At 33.9% G+C, this 17,399-nt stretch carries 13 protein-coding genes; 7 read left to right on the forward strand and 6 right to left on the reverse strand.

Features of this window, described 5'->3' with window-relative positions; all coding sequences use genetic code 11:
* Positions 1-48: 48 nt before the first annotated feature.
* From CELAL_RS14585 to thrA, 4 genes are read right to left on the reverse strand one after another with little or no spacing between them, the layout of a single operon-like run.
* On the reverse strand, positions 49-498 hold the full coding sequence (locus tag CELAL_RS14585; protein ID WP_013551662.1) for a hypothetical protein: 450 nt from the start codon (positions 496-498) through the stop codon (positions 49-51).
* Between the two features lie 4 nt (positions 499-502).
* Entirely contained in the window at positions 503-1,540 is a 1,038-nt protein-coding gene (locus tag CELAL_RS21910) for an acyltransferase family protein (RefSeq protein ID WP_013551663.1), read from the reverse strand.
* 34 nt (positions 1,541-1,574) lie between these two features.
* Positions 1,575-2,501 (reverse strand): homoserine kinase, encoded by a 927-nt coding sequence (locus tag CELAL_RS14595; protein WP_013551664.1) that lies wholly within the window; start codon positions 2,499-2,501, stop codon positions 1,575-1,577.
* Between the two features lie 10 nt (positions 2,502-2,511).
* Entirely contained in the window at positions 2,512-4,956 is a 2,445-nt protein-coding gene (gene thrA / locus CELAL_RS14600) for a bifunctional aspartate kinase/homoserine dehydrogenase I (RefSeq protein WP_013551665.1), read from the reverse strand.
* A gap of 275 nt (positions 4,957-5,231) precedes the next feature.
* Between thrA and CELAL_RS14605 the strand changes: the two genes are divergently transcribed.
* The 4 genes from CELAL_RS14605 (at position 5,232) to CELAL_RS14620 (ending at position 8,584) form a co-directional block, all read left to right on the forward strand.
* A complete protein-coding gene (locus CELAL_RS14605; protein WP_013551666.1) occupies positions 5,232-6,779 on the forward strand; it encodes a bifunctional ADP-dependent NAD(P)H-hydrate dehydratase/NAD(P)H-hydrate epimerase in 1,548 nt (515 codons plus the stop codon).
* Between the two features lie 168 nt (positions 6,780-6,947).
* Entirely contained in the window at positions 6,948-7,970 is a 1,023-nt protein-coding gene (locus CELAL_RS14610) for a hypothetical protein (RefSeq protein WP_013551667.1), read from the forward strand.
* Complete coding sequence (locus tag CELAL_RS14615) at positions 7,967-8,377, forward strand: hypothetical protein (RefSeq protein ID WP_013551668.1); 411 nt, start codon at positions 7,967-7,969, stop codon at positions 8,375-8,377. The genes CELAL_RS14610 and CELAL_RS14615 overlap by 4 nt, the downstream gene beginning before the upstream one ends.
* A 27-nt stretch (positions 8,378-8,404) precedes the next feature.
* Positions 8,405-8,584, forward strand: a complete 180-nt coding sequence (locus CELAL_RS14620; RefSeq protein ID WP_041557748.1) for a hypothetical protein — start codon at positions 8,405-8,407, stop codon at positions 8,582-8,584.
* Positions 8,585-8,699: 115 nt separating this feature from the next.
* Here CELAL_RS14620 and CELAL_RS14625 read toward each other — a convergent pair whose 3' ends face one another.
* A complete protein-coding gene (locus CELAL_RS14625) occupies positions 8,700-9,101 on the reverse strand; it encodes a hypothetical protein (protein ID WP_041557749.1) in 402 nt (133 codons plus the stop codon).
* A 296-nt stretch (positions 9,102-9,397) separates the two neighbouring features.
* Positions 9,398-11,947 (reverse strand): ATP-dependent Clp protease ATP-binding subunit, encoded by a 2,550-nt coding sequence (locus tag CELAL_RS14630; protein ID WP_013551670.1) that lies wholly within the window; start codon positions 11,945-11,947, stop codon positions 9,398-9,400.
* Between the two features lie 257 nt (positions 11,948-12,204).
* Between CELAL_RS14630 and gyrA the strand changes: the two genes are divergently transcribed.
* The 3 genes from gyrA to CELAL_RS14650 all read left to right on the forward strand — a co-directional run bounded on the left by gyrA (position 12,205) and on the right by CELAL_RS14650 (position 17,364).
* The gene (gene gyrA, locus CELAL_RS14635) at positions 12,205-14,739 is read left to right on the forward strand and encodes a DNA gyrase subunit A (RefSeq protein ID WP_013551671.1); all 2,535 of its coding nucleotides are present in this window, start codon (positions 12,205-12,207) and stop codon (positions 14,737-14,739) included.
* Positions 14,740-14,764: 25 nt separating this feature from the next.
* Entirely contained in the window at positions 14,765-16,027 is a 1,263-nt protein-coding gene (locus CELAL_RS14640) for a tetratricopeptide repeat protein (RefSeq protein WP_013551672.1), read from the forward strand.
* A 108-nt stretch (positions 16,028-16,135) separates the two neighbouring features.
* Positions 16,136-17,364 (forward strand): IS3 family transposase gene (locus CELAL_RS14650; protein ID WP_085951515.1). Its coding sequence is split into 2 segments (ribosomal slippage): positions 16,136-16,484 and positions 16,484-17,364, totalling 1,230 coding nucleotides; the frame shifts between segments, so codons are not numbered across the junction.
* Positions 17,365-17,399: the final 35 nt, after the last annotated feature.

Genomic DNA, 17,399 nt, shown 5'->3' on the forward strand with positions numbered 1-17,399 from the left:
TCTTTTAAATTGGAGTTTGTGAGTTGTTATTTTATGTTATGAATGCGATTAACAGTCATCCGTGTCTTCGTAGTTCTGAACTTCTTGTCTAAACTCAGAAAAGTCTGTTATAGTTGTATCCCGTTCTAAAGTTATATTCTTTTGGGCTTCTTTTTCATTCTTTATAAATCCTTTGAATATAGCGCCATGTTGTTCAATGAACATGTAGTTGGTATACCTTCCAGAGTTCCAGTAATCGTCGACTAATAAGAAGCCATTATTGTCATTGGCGTAAACTTCAAATTTTCTCCATTGCGATTCATCTCTATCAGCGTCAAGAAAACGTACAATACTCTTATAATAGATTACGGCAGTACACTCTTGCATAAAAGATTGAATGTATATTTGAATAGGCTTATCATTATACGTCCCTTCAAATAAGCTTTCCTTTCGTATTTCTTGTCCAACAGCGCTATTAGAAAATAAAATTAAGGCAAAAAGTAATATCAATTTTTTCATCAGATTATATTTTTTTAAGAATTTTACGTAAAGGTGTTTCTATATAAATAAAACAAAGAGCAGAACATAAAATTAAGACTAAAGTTGCTATATAAAATTTACTCGTCTCGTTAGTAATTTGGTTGTCTTTTAAGAATGCTTTGGTCCAGGCAAAAATGGGGCTCTGCAAAATATAGATGCCATAACTTATTTCCCCTAAAAAAACCAGAGGTTTGTATTTTGAAAAAGTAGTAATAAAACCTGTATTAGCACTAATTAATAAAATTAATGGAATAAATAGAATAGCCAATAGCCCATTGTGAAAGTTTAATGTTGAGTTATAATATATGGCTAAAGGAACTAGGCATAAGAGTAGCATGATTACTAGATCATAATTTTTCCTTTTGTTTAAAAACACTTTTATAAAGTATAAACCAGCTAAGTTTCCGATTAAAAATTCCGCCAAATGCATAGGTGGAAAATAGAATAAGAAATCATGAAATTTAGAAGGATACCCTTCGTAATACTCTGAGTAAATACCCCAATGAAATAGAAGCTGACTGATACTAAAGATGCTTACTATTGGGATGATTAATTTCTTAAAAGATATTTTTGAATAATAAGTATTGAATACATAAGGAAAAAGTGCGTAAAAAAAGAATTCTACAGCCAAGGACCAAGCAGGATAATTAAAAGATAAAGCTTTTCCAGGAATCCAACTCTGAAGCATAGTCAGGTTTAAAAATAGATTACCGAGTTCGCTCTCTTTATGATAATAAATTTTGAATGCTAATACTAAAATTAAAGCTAAAAAGTATACAGGATAAATTCGGGCAAATCGTTTTTTGATGTACGCTAAAAAATCGATCTCTTTATAGTGATGATATGCTATAATCATTATGAACCCTGATAGCATAAAAAAATAGCTTACTGCAATGTTTCCTTGTTGGAACAAATGCTGTATTGGTGTTAAGTTAAAAGGGTACACTTCTAGGCCGTAATGATATATTACAACAGCTATAGCAGCGATGAATCTAGAAAATGTTAATTGATCTAATCTCAAAATCCTTTACTTTAACAATACATGAAACATTTTTTTATAAAATTTTAATTCCTTCAGTATTTACTTTTGATACGTGAATATCATAATCTATTCCTATTTTATCATAAACATCAGACATAGCCTTGGCTACATTTTTTGCCGTTTCTATACCTTTACTCAAAGCAAACACCGAGGGTCCAGAGCCTGATATACCACAACCTAATGCGCCAGATTCTAATGCTTTTTGCTTTACAGTATCAAAACCAGGAATTAGAATAGAACGGATAGGTTCTATAATGTGGTCTTCTAATGACCTGCCAATAAGGTCATAGTCCTCGGTAAATAAGCCAGCAATTAAACCTCCAACATTTCCCCATTGTTTAATACCATCTTCTAGAGAGATGGTAGTTTTTAGAATACGTCTAGAATCGGATGTTTTTACTTCAATTTGCGGATGAATAACGGTGGCATATAATTCTTTTGGGGTATTTATTTTAATAACATCTAGCGGATTATAGCTTCGTACTAAGGTAAACCCACCAAATAGGGCGGGAGCAACATTATCTGCATGGGCAACACCACTTGCTAAACGCTCGCCTTCCATTGCAAATTTTACGAGTTCTAATGGAGAAAAAGGATTGCCTAGTAAGGCATTCATGGCCCATACAGCACCGGTAGAACTGGCAGCGCTGCTGCCAATTCCACTTCCTGCTTTTATTTTTTTATAAATTTCAATATCAAAACCACCATCGTAATTACTCTGTGCTAATAGTGCTAAACCGGCAACGCCAGCTACATTTTGTAAGGTTTCTGTAGGTAAATCTTGCCCTGTAAGCTTGGTGATTCTGATGCCTTTTTGGGTTGTTTTTCTAACCACCATTTCATCACCCACAGCATCTAATGCTAGTCCTAAAACATCAAAACCACAAGAAACATTAGCAATAGTAGCCGGACAAAAAACTCTAATTTCATTTGCATTCATAGTCCAATGATTAAAAGTTTCCTATTCTGATAATATCAGCAAAAATACCTGAAGCAGTAACATCTGCACCAGCACCAGCACCTTTAATAATCATAGGTTGGTTAGGGTATCTTTCTGTGTAAAATAATACAATATTATCACTGCCTTCTAAATTATAAAAGTCATGCCCTTTAGGAATATGCTGTAAACCTACACTAGCTTTACCGTTTTCATATTGCGCTACGTATTTTAGCTTGCTTCCTGTATCATTGGCCTCTTTATACATTTTTTGAAAACCAGCTTCGTGCTTAATTAGGGAAGCAAAAAAGTCTTCATTATTTGTAGTAGCAAGGCTTTCTTCAGGTAAGAAAGGTTTGTTGGCAATTTCTTCTATATCTATTTTGTTACCGCTTTCACGGGCTAATATTAAAATTTTACGCATCACATCAATACCGCTCAAATCTATTTTTGGATCTGGTTCGGTATAGCCTTGTTCTTGCGCTTGTTTTACGATATCGTGGAAGGTAGATTGGTCATTAAAGTTATTAAACAAAAAGTTTAAACTACCCGAAAGTACTGCTTGTATTTTCAATATTTTATCTCCCGATGCTATTAAATTTTTAAGTGTATCTATGATCGGTAATCCCGCTCCTACATTAGTCTCAAATAAGAATGGCGCATTGTATTGACGGGCTAGATCTTTAAGATGTTTGTAGTTGTTGTATTCAGAAGAACATGCAATCTTATTACAAGTAACCACAGAGATGCTGTTCTTTAAATAAGAAGCATAGGTTTCAGATACTGCTGCACTTGCGGTGTTGTCTACAAAAATGCTATTTCTATAGTTTAGTTTTTGGATATTCTCAAAGAATTTCTGTTTGTCAGCTTTTTCTCCGCCTTTAAGCTTTTCATCCCAACTTTTTAGGCTGATACCGTCTTCATCAAAAACCATTGTTCTAGAATTTGAAATACCAATAACACGGATATTTAATTTTAGGTTCTCTTTTAAAAATTTACGTTGTTGTTGAATTTGATTTAAGAATTTTGTACCCACATTACCAACACCCATTACAAACAGGTTTAATTGTTTGGTATTGTCTTCAAAAAACTCCTCATGTAATGTATTCAGTGCTTTTTTGACATCATCTTTTACGATAACTGCAGAAATATTACGCTCAGAAGCGCCTTGTGCAATTGCTCTAATGTTAACATTGTTTTTTCCTAAGGTGCTAAACATTTTACCGCTAAGTCCTTGATGACGCTTCATATTATCGCCTACAAGTGCTATAATTGCTAAATCTTGTTCTGCAATTACTGGTTTTATTTTGCCCAATGAAATTTCATATTCAAAGGCTTCATTTACAATTTCTACCGCTTTTAAAGCATCAGTATCAGAAACTCCTACGCAGATAGAATGTTCAGAAGAAGCTTGTGTAATTAATACAACGCTAATATTAGCTTGTGATAATACCTCGAAAAAACGTTTAGAAATTCCGGGAATACCTACCATTCCAGGTCCTTCTAGTGAGAGTAAGGCAATATGCTCAACATGACTAATACCGCGAACAGTTTTTCCTTGTTCGTTTTTATTTTTTGTAATTAAAGTCCCTTCGTTTTCAGCATCAAAAGTATTTTTGATGACAATAGAAATTCCTTTAGCAAGTACAGGTTGTATGGTTGGGGGGTACAATACTTTGGCTCCAAAATGTGATAGTTCCATAGCTTCTTCATAAGAAATATGCGGAATAGGCATCGCTTGTTTTACGATTCTAGGATTAGCGGTATACATTCCACTAACATCCGTCCAAATTTCTAATAGTTCAGCATCAATAGCACTAGCTATAATGGCTGCCGTGTAATCAGAACCACCTCTTCCTAAGGTTGTAGAATCTCCAGAAATAGAGGAGGCTATAAAACCAGCCATTACAATTATTTGTTCGGGAACAGCAGTGAAAAATTCCTTACAATTGGTATTCGTTACCTTAAAATCAACAATAGCCTTACCAAAATTAGAATTTGTTTTTATGACCTCTCTACTATCTTTATAAGAACAATTCAGTTTTTCGGCTATAAAATACTCACTAATAATATAGGACGATAAGAGCTCACCATAACTAACAATTTTATCGGATAGTTTTGGTGTAATTTCTCCTATTAAATAAGCGCCTTCCAATAATGTTTCTAATGTGTTAAGTTCGCTTTTTACTTTACTCAAAACCTTGCTTTGTTGCAAGACAGGGATCAACTCTTTTATCGTATTTAGATGTCTTTCCTCAATTTCTTTAAGGCTGTTTTTATAGGTGTTATCTTGAGCCGAAGCTAGTGTTGCCGTATTTAATAGTAAATCTGTAACTCCGCCTAAGGCAGAAACAACAACGATATTTTTAGTTGCTTTAGAATTTGCCACTATGTTTTTTACAAGGGCTATATTTTTTGCGTTAGCAACAGAAGTGCCTCCAAATTTTAGAACTTTCATTATGTGAAATGGTTTTGTGGTAATAAAAATAAAAATGCATGAATATGCGAAAACGGACGAGTTAATAGCAGCTTACCCCAATGGGGTAGTGGTGCTGATTGTGATAGTAGTATTATCACACGCAATATAAAATGTAGAAAGGTTAAATTGACTATCCATTATTTGATCTTTATATCTTTTAAAGATATAGTCAAATGTAGTATTTTTGAGTTCCTTATCAAATGATTTCCGAAATTATTACGGAATTAGCAATTAATGTTAAATATTATTATTGAATGAAGATTTTTAGCGCAAAACAAATCTACCAAGCTGATAAATATACAATAGAAAAACAGCAAATAAAAAGTGACGAACTCATGGAGCGCGTTGCTATCCAAATTTTTAATTGGTTACATCTTAGACTTCAAGGTGCTCCAGTGAAAATTCAATTATTTTGTGGTATTGGTAATAATGGAGGAGATGGTGTTGCTGTTGCAAGACATTTACAAGAACATGGCTATGCTATAGAAGTGCATATCGTAAATTATAGTGAGAAACGTTCGGACGATTTTTTATTGAATTTAAATCGATTAAAAGAGCGTAAAATTTGGCCTAATTTTATTAATAACGATTCTGAGTTTCCAGAAATTAGTAAAGAAGACATTGTCATAGATGCAATTTTTGGCATTGGATTAAATAGGAATCCAGATGCTTGGGTTGTTAAGTTGATGCAAAAAATTAATACATCAGAAGCTTTTGTTCTTGCAGTAGATTTACCTTCGGGACTTTTCACGGATAAACCAGTAAAGAATAAAGATGCTGTTGTAAAAGCAAATCATATTTTGAGTTTTCAAACTCCTAAATTGGTATTTTTTCTTCCAGAAACTGGTGTCTATGCCAATCAATGGGAGATCATAGATATTGGTATTGATGCTGAATTTATAGCGAATACAGAAGTTGACTACGAATTAATAAGTAAGTTAGAAGTATTACCTACGTATATTCCTCGAGAGAAATTTGCTCATAAGGGTACGTACGGTCACGCTTTAATTATTGGAGGTAGTTATGGCAAGATAGGCGCTGTACAATTAGCTTCAAAATCATGTTTGCGCGCTGGTAGTGGTTTGGTTACGGCATATCTACCTAAATGCGGTTATGTACCTATGCAAACTGCAGTACCTGAAATAATGGTATTAACTGATGAACATGAAGAATTTATAACAAAAATAAAATTTGAGATTACGCCTGATGTGATTGGGCTAGGAATAGGTTTGGGTACGGCTAATGAAACACAAAAGGCACTGGGCAATTTCTTGAAGAAAAATAAAACACCATTAGTTTTAGATGCTGATGCTATAAATATATTAGCTTTAAATGAAGCTTTTTTAAAGAACCTGCCGGCTCAAACGGTCTTAACGCCACACCCTAAAGAATTAGAACGTTTGTTAGGGAAATGGAAAGACGATTTTGATAAATTAAAAAAAGCAAAAGCATTTTCTAAGAAATATGATTGCGTCTTAGTGATAAAAGGGGCGCATACCATTACTGTGTATGATAATAAAGGGTATATAAATACTACAGGAAATCCTGGTATGGCTACTGCGGGTAGTGGTGATGTGTTAACTGGAATCATCACAGGATTAATAGCTCAGGGCTACGGTGCGTTGAAAGCGGCTATATTTGGAGTCTACCTGCACGGTACCTCTGGAGATATTGCAGTTGAAAAATTAGGGTATCAAGCACTAACCGCTAGTGCGCTCATAGATAGTTTGGGGAATGCCTATATTGATTTGTTTAAACAGCCAGAACAACCTCCACAAGTGGAAGAACAAGAACAGCAATAGAGAATGAATAAGTTTAAAGATTTTTTTAACTCTAAAAAATTAGTAGCTGTTATTGGTTTTTGAATCAGCTTCAATAATTAAATTAAGATCAAGTTAACGATTAAATTTAGTTTTAAGTTTTTTTTTATCTAAATTGTATAGAAAATATACTTTTTATACTTAGGGTAAATGGAAAAATTTGTAGATAATGTGCGATTAAAGAACTTAAAAAAACAATTGCAAATTAATGCTAATAAAGTTGTTAGTAAGAATAAACGTGCTTCAAGATTGGGGTTAGAGAGGGCTATTAAAACAGAATTAGCACTAACACTAAATAATTTTATAAATCAAGAAGTTAAAAAAGTTTCAGTAAAAACATATGACTGGTATTTTTTTGATACTGTAGGTAGTTTGCGTTGTTATAGAAATGACTTAAATAAAAATAGATATTTTATAGTTGATTATGTAAATGTTAATTTAGATGGTTTGGCGACTTTTGTTAGTCTAGAGCGCAAAAGAGAATTACCTATTTCAGATGAAGAAATAAAAAAGCGAATATCTAGTTCTGCTGCAATTTTCGCAAAAATGCTTACAGTTACTGTTAGTAAAAAAGAAGATGCTAAAATTTGGAAAGCTTATGATACCGTTGATGAATCAAAGATAATTATGATAACTATTGGTATTCCTCTAGCTATAATCGGAGGTGTGGAACTTTTTCCTGCGCTAGTAGCAGAGGGTGAATTAATAGCTTCTTCGGTGTCTTATATTAAAAATATGTTTTCTACCTATAATATGGGGTTAACATTAAACTCTAGTCTCCAAACAAGTTTAGCTTTTGGTTTTGGTGATGCTGCAGCTCAGTATGTGGGTAATGGTTTCGATATTACCGAGGTTGATCCATATAAAGCAGCAATAACAGGAGTATTTAAGTTCAATCCGAGCTCAGTTTTATTAAGGTCTTCATTTAATGCGAAACAGAAAAATAATTATAAACTTAAACAAACGAAAAGTACGGAGGTACTTGTTGATTTTACATTTGGAATGTTGGGTGGAAGTGTAAATAAAACTATAGGAAGCTTTGGACTTATAGAGTTTAATAATAGTATGGGTGGTTTTTTGACGCACACCATGAGATTAGGCGTCAACTCCAGTAAAACCGCAACTGCTAAAAAAGTTAAAATTGAAATAGAAGGAGAAAATAATATAGAATGAATAAGTTTAAAGATTTTTTTAACTCTAAAAAATCAGTAGCTGTTATTGGTTTGTTATTTGCATGTTTTTTTTTATATACTAATTTGCAGACATACTTTCATTTGAAATATTTTTCGGTATATGGAATAGCTGAATGCACAGAGATTGATACTCAAAATTCAAATTCATATGCTATGTATGAGTTTTATGTCGGCAGTAAAAAAATTGAAGGTGCTACTTATTTGGATGGTAAGATATATCCAGGTTGGGTGGGCAAGCATTTTAAAGTGCAATACTCTAGCAAAGACCCAAAGATTAATGATATACTTTTAGATAAACCAGTTTATGATACCGTGCGTATTAAAAAAGCGGGTTTTGTAATTAAGGTTCAGGAGAAGAAAGAAAAACGCAATCAGTTTCGAGATTAATTAAAGTAATTTTTAGAAGGAATAACTATGAAAAAGTTGGTAATTAATTTAGTGGCATACGGTCCTGTGGTTGGGTATATTATCTACTCAAGAGCCACTAACGTTCCGAATAGCGGTTTTAACTGGGTAGAGCTAGTGATAGTTATTCTTTTAGGGGTAGTGGGGAGTATGCTAAGGCAATATTTAAAACAGAAGTGGAAAGATTAAGCCCGTGAAAAAAAATACTGATTTACATAACGAATAATCAGTTTAGCTCTTTCTGGTAAACGAACAGACGCGATAAAAAAAAAGCCTTTCATACAGATGAAAGGCATTTCTGTTTTTATTTAGCTTTTACACGTCTTTTGATCCATGATAAAGCGTTGTCAAATTCTATGAAGAATTTCATAGAATTTTTATAAAATAATTTTTCTATTTTAAAATTATGCATATCAATCTCTTTCACAGAAACAACAGCAAATGCTTTTAAATTCTCAATTTCACGAATGTAGCTATAAACATTGGGGTCTAAAGCGTAAGAGTTTTTGCGTAAACTAATATATCCGAAATTTTTCTCCCTAAAATGAATTTCGGCAATCCCTATCATTTGATACGCTCTTTCTAGTGTAATTGTTGCTCCTTCATCAAAAGTGGCTACCATATAGTCATCGTATACTTGTATCGTGCCCGTCTCAAGATGATACTCTTGAACGATGATTTTCTTCTTCGATTGTTCAATACTCATTCCTCGTATTTTATATAGTGTGTCTCGAGGACGAAAATAGTACATAGCTTAAAAATGTTAAAAAATATTAGATAAAACACCTATATATCGCTTAAAAAACTAAAGTGGATTCAATAAGGAAAGCGAATGAATGAAAATGATTACATTTTTTTACTGGTGCGCTTATTCTTGTAGTACCTTTTAAGTGGTAGGGAGTAGCTTAAATATTCTAAATAGTTTTCTTTTTACCTAGTATAGCTTATAGGGTAAAAAAAAGAGAGCCAATTGGCTCTCTTTTTTTTAGTTTCTTAGCGCTGTTAGGCTTCAGATTCTTTTTTTGATTTTTCAATCCTTATGGTTAATTCATCTTTCTCTTCATCAAGATCCATAAAAATAGTATCACCTTCTTGTAATTTAGAACTTACAATTTCTTCTGCTAGAGCATCTTCAATGTACTTTTGAATAGCACGTTTTAATGGTCTTGCTCCGTATTGTTTGTCAAATCCTTTTTCAGCAATATAGTCTTTAGCTTTATCAGATAAGTTTAATTCATATCCTATATCCTTAATACGTAATAATAATTTACGTAATTCTATATCAATAATTTTATGAATATCTTCTTTTTCTAATGGATTAAAAACAACGACATCATCAATTCTATTCAAAAATTCAGGTGCAAATGCTTTTTTCAATGCATTTTCTATCACACTTTTTTGGTGACTGTCTGTTTGTGATTTCATTGCTGAAGTACCAAAACCAACACCTTGACCAAAATCTTTTAATTGTCGCGCTCCTATATTAGAAGTCATGATAATAATAGTATTTCTAAAATCTATTTTACGGCCTAAACTATCTGTCAAGAAACCATCATCCAATACTTGAAGCATCATATTAAATACATCAGGATGTGCTTTTTCTACTTCATCTAAAAGAACAACAGCGTATGGCTTACGACGTACTTTCTCAGTCAACTGTCCGCCTTCTTCGTAGCCAACGTATCCCGGAGGTGCACCAACTAAACGAGAAATAGCAAACTTCTCCATATATTCACTCATGTCAATACGGATAAGCGCATCTTCAGAATCAAATAATTCTTTTGCTAAGACTTTTGCTAACTGTGTTTTACCAACGCCTGTTTGTCCTAAGAAAATAAAGGATCCAATAGGTTTGTTGGGGTCTTTTAGTCCAGCTCTATTTCTTTGTATTGCCTTGGCAACTTTAGCTACTGCTTCATCTTGACCTATTACATTACCTTTAATAAGGTTAGGTAGTTCAAACAATTTAGTAATCTCTGTCTGTGCAATTCTATTTACAGGAATACCACTCATCATAGAAACAACATCTGCAACATTCTCTTCGGTTACCGTTTCTCTATGTAATTTGCTATCTTCCTCCCATTTTTCTTGAGCAATGGCTAGATCTTTTTCAATTTTCTTTTCGTCATCTCTAAGCTTTGCAGCTTCCTCATACCGTTGCTTTTTAACAACAGTATTTTTAAGGGCTCTAACATCATCAAGCTGTTTTTCTAGCTCCAAGATTTGCTTAGGTACATCCATATTTACAATATGAACACGAGAACCAGCTTCATCTAAAGCATCAATAGCTTTGTCTGGAAGAAAACGATCGGTCATATACCTGTTCGTTAACTTTACGCAGGCAACTATAGATTCATCTGTATAAATAACATTATGGTGGTCTTCATACTTTCCTTTAATATTTTTAAGTATTTCGATAGTCTCGTCTACGGTAGTAGGCTCCACAATTACTTTTTGAAAACGACGCTCTAAAGCACCATCCTTTTCAATATACTGTCTGTATTCATCTAAAGTTGTTGCACCAATACATTGTATTTCACCTCTTGCTAAGGCTGGCTTAAACATGTTAGAAGCATCTAAACTTCCTGTAGCGCCACCGGCACCAACAATGGTGTGTATTTCATCAATAAAAAGAATAATATCATCATTCTTTTCAAGCTCATTCATGACCGCTTTCATACGCTCTTCAAACTGACCACGGTATTTTGTACCGGCTACTAATGAAGCTAAATCAAGGGTTACCACACGTTTGTTAAAAAGTATTCGGGATACTTTTTTATTGATAATACGCAATGCTAAACCTTCTGCAATTGCACTTTTACCAACTCCGGGTTCTCCTATTAGTAACGGGTTGTTTTTCTTTCTTCTGCTTAATATTTGAGAAACCCGTTCAATTTCTTTTTCTCTACCAACGACAGGGTCTAACTTGTCTTCTTCGGCCATTTGCGTTAGATCACGACCAAAATTGTCTAAAACAGGAGTTTTAGATTTTTTATTACCTTTCTGATTTGCCGTTCCACTGAAATTTCCTTCCTTTCCTTCTGCAGCATCATCTGCATCATTTGGGAAAGATTCTGAGGTTGGCGAATCTACATAATCATCATCACTTGTAATCATAGATTTAAATTGCTCTTTAACTCCATCATAGTCTACTTTTAATTTATGTAGCAACTTAGTAGTTGGGTCATTCTCATTTCTAAGAATGCATAATAATAAATGTGCTGTATTAATAGAAGAGCTTTGAAAAAGCTTTGCTTCTAAAAAAGTTGTTTTTAGTGCTCGTTCCGCCTGCCTAGTCAAATGCAAATTCTTTTTGTCTTTTTGCATTGGTGTTGCATTGGGGTTTGCTGGACTTAAAATTTCGACCTTTCTACGAAGGTGATTTAAGTCTACATCTAAAGCGTCAAGAATGCTAATTGCTTTTCCACTTCCATCACGCAATAGCCCAAGCATTAAGTGCTCGGTGCCAATAAAATCGTGACCAAGTCGTAAAGCTTCTTCTTTACTATAAGCAATTACATCTTTTACTCTAGGTGAAAAATTATCATCCATATATATTCCTTTCAACATTAAAAATAGTGAATCTATCTGGAACAATAACAAATACTGTTCCTATATTCGATAAATTATGCCTAATTGACGGAAAAAAACATAGATTACCAACTTATGTCATTTCATTTTGCAAATAAGGCTATAGTTTTTAATGTTGATAAATTCTTAAATAAACTATGAAAGAATTGTCTCAAAAGCTTCGATTTTCTGTATATTGGCATGTTTTTTAACCTAGTAAATTAATATAAGATTTTAAAATGGCAGAAGGAGAAAAATTAATTCCTATCAACATAGATGATGAAATGAAATCCGCTTACATTGATTATTCAATGTCGGTCATTGTGTCACGTGCCTTACCGGATGTTAGGGATGGTTTAAAACCAGTACATAGAAGAGTTTTATTTGGAATGTACGAATTAGGTGTTCGTTCAACAAGTGCTCATAAGAAATCTGCTCGTATTGTGGGTGAGGTTTTAGGTAAGTATCACCCTCACGGAGATACCTCGGTATATGATTCTATGGTGCGTATGGCACAGGAATGGAGTTTGCGTTATATGTTAGTAGATGGCCAGGGTAACTTTGGTTCTATTGATGGTGATAGTCCTGCAGCAATGCGTTATACGGAAGCACGTATGCGTAAGATTGCAGACGACATGTTGGCAGATATAGATAAGGATACTGTAGATCATCAATTAAATTTTGATGATACTTTAAAAGAACCTAAAGTATTGCCAACCAGAATACCTAACCTTTTGGTGAATGGTGCGTCTGGTATTGCAGTAGGTATGGCAACTAATATGCCGCCTCACAACTTGTCTGAAGTTGTAGATGGTACTATTGCCTATATAGAGAATAATGATATTGAGATAGATGAATTAATTACCCATATTAAAGCGCCAGATTTTCCTACAGGAGGAATTATCTACGGATATGATGGTGTTAAAGAGGCTTTTCATACCGGTAGAGGTCGTGTAGTTATGCGTGCTAAGGCTTCTTTTGAAGAGGTGCAAGGTCGCGAATGTATCATTGTTACCGAAATTCCGTATCAAGTGAACAAGGCAGACATGATTAAAAAAACTGCTGATCTTGTTAACGATAAGAAAATAGAAGGTATTTCTACCATTAGAGATGAATCTGATAGAAATGGTATGCGTATCGTTTATATTATTAAAAGAGATGCCATTCCTAATATCGTATTAAACACCTTATATAAGTATACTGCGCTTCAGTCTTCTTTTAGTGTAAACAACATTGCATTGGTAAATGGCAGACCACAGATGTTGAATGTGAAAGAAATGATTCATTATTTCGTAGAACATAGGCACGAAGTAGTTGTTCGAAGAACAGAATTTGAGCTTAAAAAAGCAGAAGATAGAGCACATATTTTAGAAGGACTTATTATCGCTTCTGATAATATCGATGAAGTAATTGCAATTATTAGAGCATCTTCTAATGCAGATGAAGCGCGTACAAACTTAATGGAGCGCTTTAAGTTGTCAGAAATTCAGGCTAAGGCAATTGTTGAAATGCGATTACGTCAGTTAACAGGTCTGGAACAAGATAAATTACGTACAGAATACGATGAGATTTTAGCATTTATCATTGATTTAAAGGACATTCTTGCACGTAAAGAACGTAGAATGGAAATTATCAAAGAAGAATTAGCTGAGGTAAAAGCTAAATATGGTGATGAAAGACGTTCTGAAATTAATTTTGCGGGAGGTGATTTAAGTATGGAAGATATGATTCCTGATGAACAAGTAGTAATCACTATTTCTCATGCAGGATATATTAAAAGAACAGCACTTTCTGAATATAAAACACAAAATAGAGGAGGAGTTGGTCAAAAAGCATCCTCTACGCGTAACGAAGATTTCTTAGAACATTTATTCGTAGGTACCAATCACCAATACATGTTATTCTTTACGCAAAAAGGAAAATGTTTTTGGATGCGTGTTTACGAGATTCCAGAAGGAAGTAAATCTTCTAAAGGTAGAGCTATTCAAAACTTAATTAGTATTGAAAGTGATGATAAAGTAAAAGCATTTATCTGTACTCAAGATTTAAAAGACGAAGAATATGTAAATAGTCACTATGTGATTATGGCTACTAAGAAAGGTATTGTGAAGAAGACATCTTTGGAGCAGTATTCTAGACCACGTCAAAATGGTATTAATGCCATTGGTATTAGAGAAGATGATGAGTTGTTAGAAGCAAAACTTACAACAGGAACTAGTGAAATATTCTTAGGGCTTAAGTCTGGTAAAGCAATTCGTTTTGAAGAAAGTAAAACTAGACCAATGGGTAGAAATGCTTCAGGGGTTAGAGGTATTACTTTAGCAAATGATGACGATGAGGTAATTGGAATGGTATCTGTTCAAAATCTTGAAGAAGAAATATTAGTAGTTTCTGAAAAAGGATACGGTAAACGTTCTAGTATTGAGGATTATAGAGTAACTAACAGAGGTGGTAAAGGGGTTAAAACAATTTCTATTACCGATAAAACAGGAGGTTTGGTTGCTATTAAAAACGTATCGGATTCTGATGATTTAATGATTATTAATAAATCTGGTATTGCAATTCGAATGAGTGTTGAAGATCTCCGTGTTATGGGTAGAGCTACTCAAGGGGTTCGTTTAATTAATATAAAAGGTAAGGATTCTATCGCAGCTGTAGCTAAGGTAATGAAAGATGAAGACGCTGTAGATGAGTTAGAAGAAGGTAGTGATTTAGATGTGGATCCAGAGGATGGCACGGCAATTGATACTACAGATACTGAAACAGAAGAGTAAACACTAAATTAAAATTATAATAAAAATGAAAACTAGATTATTTATAGCAGCGGCAATGTCTTGCACAATGGTAGCGTTCTCGCAGAAGAACGAATTAAAAAGTGCGGAGAAAGCCTTAAAGTCAGGTAGTGCTGCAGAAGCTAAAACAGCATTAGACAGTGCATCTTCTTTAATAGATGGTGCAGATGCAAAAATGAAAGCGCAATTTCACTTTTTAAAAGGAGAAACATTTGCAATGCTTGCTAAAAAAGGAGATGCAGCTGCATTTAATACAGCAATTGAATCTTATAATGAGGCTATTGCAACAGAGGAAACTTCAGGAAAAGTGAAGTATACGCCAGAAGCTAAACAAAAATTATCAGCAATGACGGCAGATTTAATTAATGCTGCAGTTGAAGATAATAATAATAAGCAGTATAAGCCAGCGGCAGATAAATTGTACATGGGCTATAAATTGAGTCCAAAAGATACCGTTTATTTATACTATGCAGCAAGTAGTGCTGTTAATGGTGGTGAATATGAGCAAGCTTTAAATTACTATAACGAACTTAAGGATTTAGGTTATGATGGTTCTGAGGTAAAGTATACGGCAGTAAATGTTGCTTCTGGTGAGACAGAAGAAATGGACAAAACGCAAAGAGATCTTATGGTGAAATCTAAAACCTATAAAGATCCTAAAGAGGAGAAAAGCCCTTCTAAAAGTTCAGAAATTATTAAAAATATAGCTTTAATCTACACGCAATTAGGTCAAGATGATAAAGCTTTAGGGGCTTATCAAGATGCACGTGCTAATGATCCTGAAGATGTAAACTTAATTTTAAATGAAGCTAATCTTTACTTTAAATTAGGAGATAAAGATAAGTTTAAGTCTTTAATGGCAGAAGCTACAGCTTTACAGCCAGATAACGCAGATTTGTTTTACAATATCGGTGTGGTTAATATGGAACAAGGTAATATTGAAGATGCAAGAGCAGCATATAATAGAGCTTTAGAAATAAACCCTGGTTATGTAAATGCACAATTAAACCTTTCTACTACGTATGTAAACGAAGGAAATGGAATGATAGATGCTATGAATTCTTTAGGGAACTCTAGAGCAGATATCGCAAAATACGATGAGCTTAAAAAGGAAAAAGATGGTCTTTTTCAAAAAGGAGCAGATATTTTAGAGCAAGCTTTAAAATTAAACCCTGATAATCAGGGGATCTTAGAGCAATTAAAGAATATCTATGGTGCTTTAGGTGACAATGATAACTTCATGAGATTAAAGAAGTTAATAGGAGAATAAATCTCTTCATTAATTCTTATAAAAGTAAAAGCCTTTACATCTAATGTAAAGGCTTTTTTTATGGATATGTCCCGTCCTGAAATAAGTTGACACAAAATCGACTTATTTATGAAACATTCAATTATTACGGTAGACAAGCGTACCCAACGCGATTATAATTTGGGCTTTAAATTAAGTGTTGTCCATCAGGTTGAAAAAGGCGAAATGACTTATAAGCAGGCGCAAAAGGCTTATGGTATTCAAGGTAGAAGTACTGTTTTGGTTTGGTTGAGAAAACATGGTACATTAGATTGGACTAAACCAATACGCCATCAAATGCCAAAATCAAAAGAAACACCTGCCCAAAAAATCAAACGCTTGGAGAGAGAGCTTTCCGATGAAAAACTCAGGAACAAAATTCTCAATACTATGATTGACATCTCCGATAAACAGTATGGTACCGCTATCAGAAAAAAGCATTCGCCCAATCAATCCAGCGCATCCGACAAGAACAACGATTAAGTTTATCTCGTTGTTGTCGATTGTTTGGGGTAAGTAGACAAGCGGTCTATCAAGCAGAAAAACGGATTATAAAAAGAGAACAGGAGTTTATAAAAGTAAAGAACTTGGTTGAAGGTGTTCGCAAGGATATGCCCCGGCTCGGTACACGAAAGCTGTATTACCTGTTAAAGGAAGAATTCGCAAAGCACAATTTAAAAATAGGAAGAGATGCCCTGTTTGGATATTTGCGCTCGGAATCGATGCTGATAAGGCCAAGGAAGAATTACACCAAGACAACAAACTCTAAACATTGGCTTAGAAAACATCCTAATCTGATGAAAGAAATCAAAGTTTCCAGACCAGAAGAGTTCTTCGTCAGTGACATTACATATATCAAAAGTAGAGAGCGGACACATTATCTATCCTTGGTAACCGATGCCTATAGTAGAAAAATAATGGGATATCACCTTAGTGATGATATGAGTGCCGAAAATGTGGTAAAAGCAGTAAGAATGGCTAAAAACAATAGATTGACAAGTAAAGATCTAATTCATCATTCCGATAGAGGATTGCAGTATTGCTCCGGCATATACCAAAAAGAACTAAGGCTAAGCAATATGACTCCGTCAATGACAGATGGTTATGATTGCTACCAAAATGCATTGGCAGAACGAATCAACGGCATATTGAAAGGGGAATTCCTAATCTATAAATGTAACACTGGCAAAGAGTTGAAAAAGCTTATAGCAGAATCAATAAAAACGTATAACAACAAAAGACCACACTTGAGTCTAAAATATAAAACACCTAACTTTGTACATAACAAAAAACCAGAGAAGCTAGCTTCTCTGGTTTAATATTAATTATTTAAAAACTGTCAACCTATTTTAGG

Source organism: Cellulophaga algicola DSM 14237 (assembly GCF_000186265.1).
GTDB classification, from domain to species: Bacteria; Bacteroidota; Bacteroidia; order Flavobacteriales; family Flavobacteriaceae; genus Cellulophaga; species Cellulophaga algicola.